At 47.5% G+C, this 12,657-nt stretch carries 14 protein-coding genes; 3 read left to right on the forward strand and 11 right to left on the reverse strand.

All coding sequences use genetic code 11. The features are described from left to right. Positions 1-14: 14 nt before the first annotated feature. The 9 genes from nqrE to AC5YBZ_RS12680 all read right to left on the reverse strand — a co-directional run bounded on the left by nqrE (position 15) and on the right by AC5YBZ_RS12680 (position 7,738). Entirely contained in the window at positions 15-623 is a 609-nt protein-coding gene (gene nqrE / locus AC5YBZ_RS12640) for an NADH:ubiquinone reductase (Na(+)-transporting) subunit E (RefSeq protein ID WP_475514565.1), read from the reverse strand. 5 nt (positions 624-628) lie between these two features. Beyond that, entirely contained in the window at positions 629-1,261 is a 633-nt protein-coding gene (locus tag AC5YBZ_RS12645; protein ID WP_110457792.1) for an NADH:ubiquinone reductase (Na(+)-transporting) subunit D, read from the reverse strand. Next, positions 1,261-2,055, reverse strand: coding sequence for a Na(+)-translocating NADH-quinone reductase subunit C (locus AC5YBZ_RS12650; RefSeq protein WP_494521172.1), 795 nt, complete (start codon positions 2,053-2,055; stop codon positions 1,261-1,263). The genes AC5YBZ_RS12645 and AC5YBZ_RS12650 overlap by 1 nt, the downstream gene beginning before the upstream one ends. Next, positions 2,048-3,247 carry an NADH:ubiquinone reductase (Na(+)-transporting) subunit B gene (locus tag AC5YBZ_RS12655; protein WP_494521171.1) on the reverse strand — a complete coding sequence of 400 codons (1,200 nt, stop codon included), beginning with the start codon at positions 3,245-3,247 and terminating at the stop codon, positions 2,048-2,050. Before AC5YBZ_RS12655 ends, AC5YBZ_RS12650 begins: the two co-directional genes overlap by 8 nt. Further along, the gene (locus AC5YBZ_RS12660; protein WP_494521170.1) at positions 3,247-4,581 is read right to left on the reverse strand and encodes a Na(+)-translocating NADH-quinone reductase subunit A; all 1,335 of its coding nucleotides are present in this window, start codon (positions 4,579-4,581) and stop codon (positions 3,247-3,249) included. Before AC5YBZ_RS12660 ends, AC5YBZ_RS12655 begins: the two co-directional genes overlap by 1 nt. A gap of 593 nt (positions 4,582-5,174) precedes the next feature. Further along, positions 5,175-5,684: an S-ribosylhomocysteine lyase gene (gene luxS, locus AC5YBZ_RS12665; protein ID WP_494521169.1), complete on the reverse strand. Its 510-nt coding sequence runs from the start codon at positions 5,682-5,684 to the stop codon at positions 5,175-5,177. A 371-nt stretch (positions 5,685-6,055) separates the two neighbouring features. Beyond that, positions 6,056-6,355: a BolA family protein gene (locus tag AC5YBZ_RS12670; protein ID WP_475514568.1), complete on the reverse strand. Its 300-nt coding sequence runs from the start codon at positions 6,353-6,355 to the stop codon at positions 6,056-6,058. A 69-nt stretch (positions 6,356-6,424) separates the two neighbouring features. Next, complete coding sequence (locus AC5YBZ_RS12675; protein WP_475514569.1) at positions 6,425-6,928, reverse strand: ACT domain-containing protein; 504 nt, start codon at positions 6,926-6,928, stop codon at positions 6,425-6,427. 171 nt (positions 6,929-7,099) lie between these two features. Continuing rightward, positions 7,100-7,738 (reverse strand): alpha-ketoglutarate-dependent dioxygenase AlkB family protein, encoded by a 639-nt coding sequence (locus AC5YBZ_RS12680; RefSeq protein ID WP_494521168.1) that lies wholly within the window; start codon positions 7,736-7,738, stop codon positions 7,100-7,102. Between the two features lie 162 nt (positions 7,739-7,900). Between AC5YBZ_RS12680 and AC5YBZ_RS12685 the strand changes: the two genes are divergently transcribed. Next, positions 7,901-9,076 carry a methyltransferase gene (locus AC5YBZ_RS12685; protein WP_494542977.1) on the forward strand — a complete coding sequence of 392 codons (1,176 nt, stop codon included), beginning with the start codon at positions 7,901-7,903 and terminating at the stop codon, positions 9,074-9,076. Here AC5YBZ_RS12685 and AC5YBZ_RS12690 read toward each other — a convergent pair. After that, entirely contained in the window at positions 9,073-10,023 is a 951-nt protein-coding gene (locus AC5YBZ_RS12690; RefSeq protein ID WP_494542978.1) for a sterol desaturase family protein, read from the reverse strand. The genes AC5YBZ_RS12685 and AC5YBZ_RS12690 overlap by 4 nt on opposite strands. 49 nt (positions 10,024-10,072) lie before the next feature. Continuing rightward, the gene (locus tag AC5YBZ_RS12695) at positions 10,073-11,107 is read right to left on the reverse strand and encodes a DUF2804 domain-containing protein (protein WP_494542979.1); all 1,035 of its coding nucleotides are present in this window, start codon (positions 11,105-11,107) and stop codon (positions 10,073-10,075) included. Positions 11,108-11,391: 284 nt separating this feature from the next. Here AC5YBZ_RS12695 and AC5YBZ_RS12700 point away from each other — a divergent pair, with 284 nt between their 5' ends. Next, a complete protein-coding gene (locus tag AC5YBZ_RS12700) occupies positions 11,392-11,958 on the forward strand; it encodes a YajG family lipoprotein (RefSeq protein ID WP_494542980.1) in 567 nt (188 codons plus the stop codon). Between the two features lie 19 nt (positions 11,959-11,977). Further along, complete coding sequence (locus AC5YBZ_RS12705) at positions 11,978-12,562, forward strand: peptidylprolyl isomerase (protein ID WP_494542981.1); 585 nt, start codon at positions 11,978-11,980, stop codon at positions 12,560-12,562. Positions 12,563-12,657: the final 95 nt, after the last annotated feature.

Here is a 12,657-nt window from a genome sequence, read left to right on the forward strand (position 1 = left end):
GTTAAGGTGTCTCTTTACAGAGACACACCTGAGAACGACATAAAACCTAACGCCATTAAACCCGCGGTAGCAAAGGTAATACCTAAACCACGTAGACCATCAGGTACATCAGCATACTTTAACTTCTCACGGATACCGGCCAGCAACACAAGTGCCAATGCCCAACCGATACCAGAACCGACACCAAACACTAAACTTTCGGTCAAGTTGTAGTCACGCTCAACCATGAAAGATACCGCACCAAAAATCGCACAGTTTACCGTGATCAACGGCAGGAAGATGCCTAACGCGTTGTATAGCGGTGGGAAGTACTTATCCAGTGCCATCTCAAGGATCTGCACTAAGGCGGCGATCACACCGATAAAGGTGATGAACTTCAAGAAGCTCAAATCAGCATCAGGAACACCAGCCCAAGCAAGTGCACCAGGGGCTAAGATCCCTTGATAGATAATTTGGTTAACGGGTACAGAAATCGCCAGTACCACAATAACGGCAACACCTAAGCCCATGGCGGTGGTCACTTTCTTCGATACAGCCAAGAAAGTACACATACCAAGGAAGAAGGATAACGCCATGTTTTCAATGAAAACAGAACGGACTAAAAGACTAATATAATGTTCCATAGCGCTTACCCTTTTGCTTCTACTTGATCAGGCTTCATAGTACGGATAATCCAGATCAGTGCAGCAATCAGGAAGAACGCACTCGGCGGTAGCAACAACAAGCCGTTTGGCTGATACCAACCACCGTCAGAAATCTTACTTAAGATCTCAACGCCAAATAGAGAACCGTTACCAAACAGCTCACGAATGAAGCCGACTGATAACAGGATGGCACCATAGCCTAAACCATTACCGATACCATCCATGAAACTCATCATTGGCGGTGTCTTCATCGCATAGGCTTCAGCGCGGCCCATTACGATACAGTTGGTAATAATCAAACCCACGAATACCGACAGCTGCTTGGCAACGTCATAGGCATAAGCTTGCAAGACTTGGTCTACCACGATAACCAGCGACGCGATAATCGTCATCTGCACGATAATACGCACACTGCTTGGAATGTGGTTACGGATCATCGAGATGAATAAGTTAGACAAGGCCGTTACTGCAGTCAGTGCAATGGTCATCACTAATGCTGTTTCCATCTTACTGGTCACAGCCAAAGCACTACACACACCCAAGATCTGCAACGCAATCGGGTTGTTACTAATAATAGGTCCAGTCAGAACCTGTTTAAGTTCTTTAGCGTTAGCCATTAGCTTAGCCCTCCGTTGCGCGCCTTTTCAATAAAGCGAGCATAACCTTCTTCACCCAACCAAAACTCGAGTGAATACTGCACACCATTACTGGTTAGGGTCGCACCCGATAGTGCGTCAACACCGTGTACCGAGTTTGCAATAGCTGGGTTTTTGGTCACTTTAATCGCCAGGTCGCCCTGCTCGTCATAAAGTTTTTTACCTTCCCACTTAGCAATCCACTGCGGGTTTTGCACTTCGCCACCTAGACCTGGAGTTTCCCCTGCCCCGGTAAAGTCGTAATAAACTAAACTACGTACAGTGTTAAGATCAGCTTCTACCGCTAAGAAAGCATACATGGTTGACCATAGACCATAACCTTTCACAGGAATGATCACGGTTTTCAGCTCACCTTTATCGTCATTTACTAAGTAAACCACGCCGGTGTTAGCCACATTTTTAACCGATGCAATATCATTTTTAGGTTTAAATGAGGTCTCAGGGTTACGGGCTGCTTTATCGGCATCGAAGGTGTTGGCATCGCCTTCAACCCACTCTCCCGACTTAAGATCGACCAGCTTAGCTTCTACATACTTATTGTAAGTGGCTAAGATTTGATCTTTCTCAACGCTACCTGACTTAGTGTCCACCAGGCCTGCAGCTTCAAGAATGTATTTTTGCTTATCAAGCAGCTTGTTTTCTTGTTGAGTCGGCTTTAGCAGTACCGCTGCGGTCGATACAAATACCGAGCAGATGAAACATAATCCAACAACAACAAACAGTGTTCTACCGAACGAATCTTTATTATTAGCCACGTGCAATCCTCCGCTTGATATTCGACTGAACCACGAAATGGTCAAATAATGGAGCAAACAGGTTCGCGAACAAGATGGCCAACATCATGCCTTCAGGGAAAGCAGGGTTGATAACACGAATGAACACCGCCATAGCACCGATAAGGATACCGTAAGCCCATTTGGCATTATTAGTGAATGACGCAGAAACCGGGTCTGTCGCCATAAACATCATACCGAACGCAAAGCCACCTAACACCAAGTGCCAGTACCAAGGCATAGCAAACATAGGGTTAGTGTCGCTGCCAATGGCATTAAGCAGTAGCGATACCGCGATCATACCGGCAAGTACGCCACCCACAATGCGCCATGAAGCGATACGGGTATAGACGATCACCGCGCCACCTATCAAGATGGCCAAGGTTGACACTTCACCCACTGAACCTGGGATGAAACCGAAGAAGGCATTCCACCAGTCTTGGGTCAGTCCATACTCAAGGGTGCCTTGCGCCGCTTGACTCAGTGCCGTAGCGCCTGAGTAACCGTCAGCCACCACCCAAGTGGTATCACCTGACATGTTGAGCGGGTAAGCAAAGAACAAGAAAGCACGACCTGCAAGAGCTGGGTTTAAGAAGTTACGTCCAGTACCACCGAAGATCTCTTTCGCCACAACCACACCGAAGGTAATACCTAAGGCCACCATCCACAACGGGATAGTCGCGGGCAGTGTCAGCGCAAACAAGATAGAGGTAACAAAGAAACCTTCGTTAACTTCATGGCCACGAACTGTCGCAAACAACACTTCCCATATACCACCCACGGCAAACGTTACCGCGTAGATAGGCAGGAAGAAACAGGCGCCGTACCACATTAATGCGGCCACACCTGAGTCGGCAGTTAACTCGGTACCAAACAAGCCAAACAAGGCGGTTTGCCACACGTCAGGCGTTGCAAAACCAGCGGCTAAGGCGTCTTGCGCTTGCAGACCCACGTTGTACATTCCCACAAACATGGCTGGAAATGCGCAGGCCCAAACCGTAATCATCATACGCTTTAGATCGAGGTTATCACGCACATGGGTACGACCCTTGTTTACGTGACCCGGGGTATAAAATACTGTGTACGCGGCTTCAAACAGCGCGTACCACTTTTCGTATTTACCGCCTTTTTCAAACTGCGGTTCAATACTTTTGAAAAACTGTTTCAAGCCCATTAGCCTTCCCTCACAATCGTATCTAAGCAGTCACGTAGATATGACGCATAGTCATACTTGCCGGGACATACGAATGTACATAGTGCCAAATCTTCTTCATCTAACTCCAACGCACCTAACGCGGCGGCGCCATCGACATCACTTGACACTAGGTCACGTAATAGCATGGTAGGAAGAATATCCAGAGGCATGACACGCTCATAGTTACCGATTGGCACCATAGCACGGTCTGAACCACCTGTGCTGGTCGTCATATTAAACAGACGTGAAGGTGACAAATGGCCTAAAAACGCACGCGTAATTGAGAACTTATCAGCACCAGGCATAGCCCAACCGATAAAATCTTGCTGTCTGCCTTCTTCAAGTAGTGATACTTGGTTATGGAAGCGACCAATATAAGCGTGTGCGCCTACGGCGGTTTTACCATTTAAAATGGAACCGGCAATCACACGAACATCACCATCCGCCATTTCACCTGCGGTCAGCTCAACCGTCGATGCACCCACTAAGGTACGAACCAATCTAGGCTTAAGCGCCTTAGGACCGGCAACAGCAACCACACGCTGGGTATTTAACTCACCCGTAGTGAACAGTTGACCGATAGCGATCACATCTTGGTAGCCGATATGCCAAACAGTACGTTTTGCAGATGCTGGTAAGACAAAATGTATATGGGTACCGACAAGACCCGCAGGATGCGGACCGGCAAACTCTTCAACCTGTGCATTGGCAGCTGGAATATCAGCACCAGGCGCTTTACACAGATATACTTTTCCTTCGGTCAATCTGGCTAAGACTTTTAAGCCATTAGCAAAATCTTCCTTGTGCTCGTTAATGATAACGACAGGATCGGCAGCAAGAGGTTGAGTATCGATAGCGGTGACAAAGATACCAGCGGCAGAAGAATCTACGGCAGGTGCTTTACTGAAGGGACGAGTGCGAAGTGCGGTCCATAAACCTGATTCAATCAAGTTGTCACGCACCAGTTGCTGGTCAAGAGAGTCTAAAGCAGATGCATCATATTTAGCAAAGGCAACGCTATCGTCCCCTTCCACTGCAATGACAACCGACTGAAGAACACGCTGAGCGCCCCGGTTAATGTCTGAAATTGTGCCACTGGCTAAAGCAGTATATTTAACGCCAGGATTCTTTTTGTCTTCAAAAATCACCTGACCTTTTTGCACTTTGTCGCCCACTTTGATCTTCATGGTGGGACGTAAGCCAATATACTCTTCACCCAAAGTAGCTACATGTTTAATGGCTGGGCCATTATGGATAACTTGCTCTGGTCCACCTGTTATAGGTAGGTCCAATCCTTTCTTTATTGTAATCATATCCACAAGCACTACGTTATGAAGGAAAGATAATGCGTCGCGTTCCTGCTAAATGAGAGAAGCTTCAAGCAAATCCTATCTCATTGAGCTAGCGCAGATTTATTACAGAAATGCGATCGCAATCACGCTGGTCGGGCGCATTTTACCGTAAATAAATAGTTATCGCCATGGCAAATACAGGTGTTTTAAAAGGAAAGCGGGATTTTTATTGTGGGCAGTTGATCACAATTCTATGTTTTTTTAATCATTAGATTAAGCCGAATTAATTTAGCCCCTTGTCCTAGCAGGGTTATAGCATTTGAGCGAATCAAAAAGTAGGTAAAACTCTGGCTCAATAATTAAGTAACACCAAGCTATCGTTTGCATAAAAATTAGACTAAGGTCTAGCCGAACTCGCCGAACGTTCGCTGAAAAAACCAGCAGCAAGACCCCATAACTGCGTAAATAAATACCAAAGTGAGCACCAGCTCACCTTAGCAACAACCAAAATAGGGCATGTGATTTAACGAGCAATAATGAATGTCGGCAAGCCAATATATAGATAACATAAAAGCAGCCACAGCTGCTTTTATCATTATAAAATGGTCGCTTAATTACAGCCCTTTGAGGATCTCATCACTGAGTTTTAGTTCATCATTTTTATTAACATTCACTCCGGACGCAATAATGTTGCGGGCGATCTCTTTAGCCTGATCTAGCGAATGCATCTCATAGGTACCACATTGATATTCATTGAGCTCAGGGATCTCTGACTGCTGCTTAACTTTAAGCACATCTTCCATCGCCGCTAACCAACAATCCGCCACGACTGATTCTGATGGCGTACCAATAAGGCTCATATAAAAACCGGTGCGGCAGCCCATAGGCGAAATATCAATAATCTCAACCTTATCGCTATTAAGATGATCACGCATAAAGCCGGCAAACAGATGCTCCAGCGTATGAATACCGCGCTCACTTAAGATCTCTTGGTTCGGAATACAAAAGCGTAAATCAAATACCGTGATCGCATCGCCACTGGGGGTTTTCATGGTTTTAGCCACTCGCACCGCAGGGGCATACATTCGAGTATGATCGACGGTAAAACTATCTAGTAACGGCATTGCTTTTATCTCCTTATGGCGACTCAAACCATGATGACTTATGGCGAGAGGCACCTAAACTCAACTAAAATAGCGGTGAATCAACACTGCTCAGTATTACGCTGGACTTAATATGCGTCACTGTTAATCGGATGTAAAGTATCTGCAACTAAGATTGCCCCACTTGGCGAGCTCACTCATGCTAACCCAACGCCATGGCGCACCTTCTCCACCAGAAACAAATACGGTGCGGCGATAAATTGATCCTGCGTTCTATACCAACCAAGATACGGCGAAGATTGATGAGTAATAAAGCTTAAGTGATTTACCAATAAAAAAGCGCTTAGTGATAAGCGCTTTAATGAATGAGTCATGCGATGTGGGCTCGGTTATTAACCGCGGCATTTAGGAGAATTAGGTATTTCTGCTTCGGCCTGCCACTCGCTCGGTGTAAAAGTATGCATAGACAAGGCGTGCAAGCCATTGGCAAATTCATCCGCTAAGGCTTGGTTGACACTGCGGTGACGCCCTATCAAGCGCTGCCCTTCAAATGCCTCACTGGCAATAATCACCTTAAAGTGAGTTTCTGAATTGGGCGGCACATGATGATTGTCGCTTTCATTAATCACTTCCAGATAAACAGGAGATAATGCAGCGGTAAGCTTTTCAATAATAATCTGTTTGACGGACATAGCCATTGTCTCAATTGAGTACAAAAATGATGGCGGCAGATTACTGCGCTGACGCCAAAAGGTCAACCATCAACCCAAACTCACCCGGGCATCCTTTGACACACCTTCCAATAACTCAACCACACTGGCATCACTCACCTCATCTGGCACGATGATAGCTAGCTGAGATGAAAATACCGTTTGGCCAATTGTCGAAACATGGACTCGATTAAACTCCATATGCTCAATCTCTAGGTTTAGATTGGACAGGAGGTCGACAATTTCACGGGTCAATCCTGGGCGATCGCGACAATCGACATTGCATTTTAATATGCGCGTATGCTGAGGTGGTGACAACGCTTGATCGCTATAGTTAAACAGTAACTGTGGAAATTTTTGTGCAAACGCTTGTTGTAGTTCAGCGATTGCATCTACTGCGATTGCCACTTTCAACAGGGCAGCAAACTGGCTATCGAGCTTAATCACCTTACTGGTGACCCATTCGCCGCCTACAGCGCGTGTGGTATCGGCTAAGGCTTTTATCACCCCAGGGGTAACACTGCCCACAACGGTTGTAATCATCATTTTTTGCATCGCTGGCTCCAATAAATGCTCCCATAGCTTACTGAGCATAAAACATTCACTTATGTCGAAGTGAGAGCTGGCTAACAAAAGTCAGTGATAAGACCAGTTGGTCGCTAAATTTATCAACAGCAAACGGGCGAATAACGAAGAAGTGTCCACAACCACGTCAAAATAAGACCATCAAGCTTGGTGAAAGTTAGGTGTTAATTGCCTAAACGTGTAATTAAGCCGCGTTTGCTTAACCCTTAACCGTTTAGGCAGACTGTGCTGCCAATACGCTTGCATCGGCCAGTGCATGATCAGCAGATCGCCACTGTGCAAGCTTAAGCTTATCTTCTGTTTTGTCTGTTTATGGCGCAGTAAAAAATCGCGACTTGCCCCTAGGGTGACCGAGGCAATATCGCTGCCTGGCGCTATTTCAGGCTCATCATCGCTGTGCCAGCCCATCGACTCTTGCCCATCTTGATAACGATTTACCAGCACGCCATTGCTGTTTAATCGCCATTCTCGGGCAAGCTTTGCCTGTAAACGCTGGGCATATTTAGGCCAAGGCAATGCCTCGATAAACAACCCCGAATAACGATAATCACAGCCCTTATCACCAAACCACACCTGACTGCGTGGGATCGCATGTGACTGACCAAATACTTGGATATGCGGACGATTAAAAGGGTAATCCAGTGACTCTTGCCACAATGCCTGTTGCTGCGCCATTGAAAGATACCCTTCTACTAAGGTAAACGGCACACTACTTTGGGAGGCTTGGGCTTGCTCCTCTAAATCCAGACTCGGTTGACGCACTCTGGCTTCTTCAATCATTATCGTTACACCTGATTATTTCGAGCAGTGAATTAAAATGCATCCAGAGCTTAACGTAGTAAGCCTAGGGGTTACTCACGTCAACGGTGCGCTAGCTTAACTATACCTGATGGGGGAAATCTGCGATAATCGCGCCCCCAAATTCAACGTAGCAGTGCAGTCATGACAACTCAATTCTCCGTCGCCGATATCGAACTTGAACTTTATCGTTATCCCGCCAAGCAGGAATCTAACCTGCAGGCCTGGGACGCCGCCGATGAGCACTTGATTAAACACTTAACTGAGCAACAGCAAACTGCATGTCGCACTGCCATTATTAATGATAATTTTGGCGCCTTAGCCTGCGCCCTGACTCACCAAAATAGCGCTTGGCCATTGCTTGTAGAAACCGATGCGAAAACCAGCCAGCTAGGCACCTTACAAAATCTTGGCCGTAACCAACTGCCTGACGATAATATTCAATGGTGTAATAGCCGCGATGTATTACCGCAGCGCCCTGAATTGGTGTTGATGAAATTACCCAAAAACCTTAACTATTTGGCCCATCAACTCGACAGGTTATCTCAGGTGCTCGCCAAGGGCACCACAGTCTATATTGGCGCCAAAGCCAAATCGATAAATAAGGCGCTGCTGCAACTACTCAAGCAGCATTTAGGCCCAGCGACGGCCAGCCTCACCTGGAAAAAGACCCGCGTTATCACCTGTATATCAGACGGCATCGCCCGCCCTCTGCCATCGGAGATCCGCTGGAATGTGCCTGAATATCAATTAATGATCAGCAATTTAAGCAATGTCTTTGCCGCCAACAAACTCGATATTGGCGCACGGATCATGTTAGACAATATGCCCCAAGGCGATTTTAAGTCCATTGTCGATTTAGGCTGTGGTAACGGGATATTGGGACTCAGAGCCAAACAGTTGTTTCCTAATGCCCGGCTGCATTTTGTCGATGACTCAGAGATGACCATCGCCTCAGCCCGCAATAACTGGCAGCTCAATCAACTGGATAATCCAGACCTTGAGGGCGAGCAAGCCTGCTTCCATTGGGATGACTGCTTAACCCATTTGGGCGATGAGGTTCAGCCCGATTTAGTCTTATGTAATCCGCCGTTCCACCAAGGCGAAGCCATCACTGATCATATTGCTTGGCAGATGTTTTTAGATACCTTTAGGCGACTCGCCGATGGTGGGATCTTACATGTGGTGGGTAATCGTCATTTGGCCTACCACGTTAAACTGCAGCGCATCTTTAAAAACTGCGCCACAGTGGCATCCAACGGCAAATTTGTGATTTTACAAGCCAAAAAACAGGTTAATAAATCTAAATCAACCGATTAGCGCGCCTCATTTACCGGCGCCGTATCGGACTCTGTTTGAGCGGCAATGGCCTCTGATGGCATCAGCTCTGGCGCTATGGCAACGGCAGAGATTTGCGCCGCTGTGCTTGGCGGCGCAAATAACACCCTTAAGCGCTGCCTTAGGCTGAGCCCTTTAGCAAAAGCCTCAGCCAACATATCACGCCACTCAGCAAAGGTGACCACCAAAGGATTAACGCTATTAATTGGCTTAGTGATGCCATACTCCACCGTCTCCTCCTCTTTTACATAAGTGCCAAACAATCGGTCCCAAATGATCAACACGCCGGCATAGTTTTTGTCAATATATTGCGCATTGCGACCATGGTGCACTCGATGGTGCGATGGGGTATTAAAGATCCACTCTAGCGGCCCAAGTGATTTAATCGCTTGAGTGTGAACAAAAAACTGTAAACCTAAGTTCAATAGCACCACAAAAACCACCCAGTTGGGATCGAAACCAATAATAACCAGCGGTAGCCAAAACAGCCACATGCCTGCCAATGGGTACATTAAACTCTGCCTAAACGCCGTACTAAAATTCATATGCTCTGAGCTGTGGTGCGCCACATGGGCCGCCCACATCCAGCGCACTCTGTGGCTCGCGCGGTGAAACCAGTAATAGCAAAAGTCTTGGGCGACGATAAGGCCAATAAAGCTGACGACGCTCATTTCAATATCAAATAGGCGCCAACCAAATCCCCAGAGATAGAGGTGAGCCACCAGCAAACCGGTCAGAATGTCGCTCGCTTGATGCAGCGCAGCTAAGGTGAAATTACATAACACTTCGGGCCAATGGTAAGCCGAATTCGCCGGCAAGCGGCCCTCCCGAGCGCCATACTGCCACTCGAGTAGGATACAGATAAAGAAAATCGGCGCTAAGGCCAAGAGCAACACTTCTGGGTGTGATATCAACCAATCAAAATCCATCTTGTCTATCCCGCTCAATCGTTAATAAAATCAACCTGCGCATCGACCCTTACCAACGCGCAAAATGATCTTCAGTTAAACCAAGTACCTGCTGTAAATGATGCTGCTGGCCTTCGCCATCGATAACCTCGCCTTCAAAGTGACCTATGTACTGCCGAAAATTACTCTGTAATAGCCATAAATTAAGCTTTTCCTGACGACAATTTCGCGCTTTAAAACGCAGATCCACCCGTCCATCAAGCGACGTTATTCGCCAACAATCATCGCTGATGTGCTCACTATTGCGTAAAAAATCAAATTGCACCGGCCCCAATAAATGCCGCGACCCGTTGACCCACAATACATTTTCTGTGGCGCCAGTTTCATTAACCCCTGCCGCTAAGTTAAGCCCTATGATGGCATCGCCTACTCGAGCGTTAATGCTCGCCCAACGCCAACTGGTTTCGCGCCGCATATAGCCAGCTGAAAAGTCATAGCCTGCCAGTGCATTGTTGAGCGGCTGCGACTCATGCTTAATGGTCAGTCGCCCTTTGGGGAGCAAGCCGTTGTGCTTTTGAGTATAGGTCCAACCGTTATAGCCCGTTGGGCTGCACATCGCCATTGGCAAGCTCAGCGCCAAAGGATGCAGCTCAAGCTCTGCGCTTATCTGCGGCGTATCAAGGCTCAGTTGCCATAAACCATCGACCAGATTAAAAGTAATGCGGCCGCGGCGATCGCCAATGAACGCCTTACCCTGACGAGGCGATGGCGACATCGACATCCCCTTGGCTAACGGTTTGAGCCAAGTGGTTTCAACCAGTGTATTGGCTGCAATATCGTACAGATAACAAAAGGCGCTCCCCACATAACCAATATCGGCCAACGCCACACCAATCACATATCGGGGCGTCAGGAGCGACACAAATTGAAACTGCTTAAAATGAAAATGCCGCGCCCAGCGGCTTGCCAGCTTATCCATGTTATTGCGGTACTCAAAGTGCGCCAGTCCCAAAGAATCAACTGGACCATCAAAGTGGCCAAACTGGACTTCTCCTGAGGGTAAAATCAGGCTTTCTGGCGCCGCAGGGGAGATTAACTCTGTCACTGGAACCTCGCATTGACTGTTCAGGTTTAACCAAAACAAGCGCTACTACTGAGCAAATCCCCCAATGCGCCGGGATAACATGGCAAGGGGTTAGGCTGCGCTGAGCACTGGTTTTTTGCTATCGATTTTTTACTCTAACGGTTTCTGAGATAAGTTAACAGCCCAAAGCAACAAACGCGTAACATATCACGTCATTCCCCCCGTCATGGGGGCGTGCTTAAGAGTGGAATCGACGGCCGATTCTGGTATGCTGATGCCACCTTTTGACTATAAAAAACACCACTATGCGACGCTTAACTTTACTTATCGCCACCGCAGGCATTTTGTTTGGGTGTGCCAGTAACGCCCCTACCCACATGGCATTGAATCCACAGCTGCCGGCCATCAGCGCCCACACTATGGCAGCCAAACCGATTGCCATTGAAATGATCGATACCCGCTCGGCGAACTTTGTCGCCCGATTCAATCATGATGGTGATGCCGCACGCTTAGTGAGCCCATCGGAAGCGCCGCGTCAACAGCTCGATACGGTTTTTCGTCAAGGATTTAGCCAAGCCGGTTACCAAATTGACCCAGCCGCCACAAACCATATGCAGCTGCAATTAGAGAAACTCTTAACCGACGTCAATGAGACCACTTTTGGCTATGAAGCCAGCAATGACATTATCATCAACGTTATTGCCACCAATAGCAGCCAAACATTCACCAAACGTTATACCGCGCGCAATACGGTATCTGGGCCGCTGAGCGCCGACTTCGCCACTTTAGAGCTAGCCGTCAACGATCTATTGAGTGATTTAACGGGCAAAATCATTAACGACCCCGAACTCAATCAGTTTATTCAGCAATAAGCCCATCGAGGAGCAATACATGAAACAGTGGATATTGGCATGGGTTTTACTGTCACTGTGCAACATGGCCCATGCGGTCGATATACAAGCTGACACTCTCTACCCTAAGGTTGAGCTGCAAACCAGTATGGGCAACATTGTGGTTGAGCTCGACCGTAAACGCGCGCCTATCACAGTCGATAACTTCCTCACCTATGTCGTAAAAGGGCATTATGACAATACCCTGTTTCATCGCGTGATTGCCGACTTTGTGGTTCAAGGTGGTGGACTCGACCCAAGATTTAACGAAAAGCCGACCGATAAACCCATAGTCAATGAAGCGGGCAACGGCTTGAGTAACGCCCTAGGCACCATAGCCATGGCACGGGAAAATGATCCGCACTCGGCCACGGCGCAGTTTTATTTTAATGTGGCCGATAACAAACGCTTAGATCCCTCTAAACGCCGCTGGGGCTATGCCGTATTTGGTGAGGTTACCCAAGGCATGGAGGTGCTTGAAGCCATGGCCCAGCAACCCACGGCTATCAATAGCAAGCTCGGATGGCCCGATGTGCCTGTTACGCCGATAATCTTAACCAAGGCAACGCTATTACCCCGAGAGTAGTTGCCCCCGAAAGTCGTGAGCAAGAGTCGTTAGTGTGAAAGGTCGTTGCTGCGCAAATTGTGATAACAAAAATAAGCGTTAGCCTCATCACAAAG

It is taken from the genome of Shewanella sp. 553, assembly GCF_059338375.1.

Excerpts from the sequence above, each read along its gene's own strand:
- nqrE (WP_475514565.1), bottom strand. The coding sequence starts at position 623 with ATGGAACATTATATTAGTCTTTTAGTCCGTTCTGTTTTCATTGAAAAC.
- AC5YBZ_RS12645 (WP_110457792.1), bottom strand. The coding sequence starts at position 1,261 with ATGGCTAACGCTAAAGAACTTAAACAGGTTCTGACTGGACCTATTATT.
- AC5YBZ_RS12655 (WP_494521171.1), bottom strand. The coding sequence starts at position 3,247 with ATGGGCTTGAAACAGTTTTTCAAAAGTATTGAACCGCAGTTTGAAAAA.
- AC5YBZ_RS12660 (WP_494521170.1), bottom strand. The coding sequence starts at position 4,581 with ATGATTACAATAAAGAAAGGATTGGACCTACCTATAACAGGTGGACCA.
- luxS (WP_494521169.1), bottom strand. The coding sequence starts at position 5,684 with ATGCCGTTACTAGATAGTTTTACCGTCGATCATACTCGAATGTATGCC.
- AC5YBZ_RS12670 (WP_475514568.1), bottom strand. The coding sequence starts at position 6,355 with ATGTCCGTCAAACAGATTATTATTGAAAAGCTTACCGCTGCATTATCT.
- AC5YBZ_RS12675 (WP_475514569.1), bottom strand. The coding sequence starts at position 6,928 with ATGCAAAAAATGATGATTACAACCGTTGTGGGCAGTGTTACCCCTGGG.
- AC5YBZ_RS12680 (WP_494521168.1), bottom strand. The coding sequence starts at position 7,738 with ATGATTGAAGAAGCCAGAGTGCGTCAACCGAGTCTGGATTTAGAGGAG.
- AC5YBZ_RS12685 (WP_494542977.1), top strand. The coding sequence starts at position 7,901 with ATGACAACTCAATTCTCCGTCGCCGATATCGAACTTGAACTTTATCGT.
- AC5YBZ_RS12690 (WP_494542978.1), bottom strand. The coding sequence starts at position 10,023 with ATGGATTTTGATTGGTTGATATCACACCCAGAAGTGTTGCTCTTGGCC.
- AC5YBZ_RS12700 (WP_494542980.1), top strand. The coding sequence starts at position 11,392 with ATGCGACGCTTAACTTTACTTATCGCCACCGCAGGCATTTTGTTTGGG.
- AC5YBZ_RS12705 (WP_494542981.1), top strand. The coding sequence starts at position 11,978 with ATGAAACAGTGGATATTGGCATGGGTTTTACTGTCACTGTGCAACATG.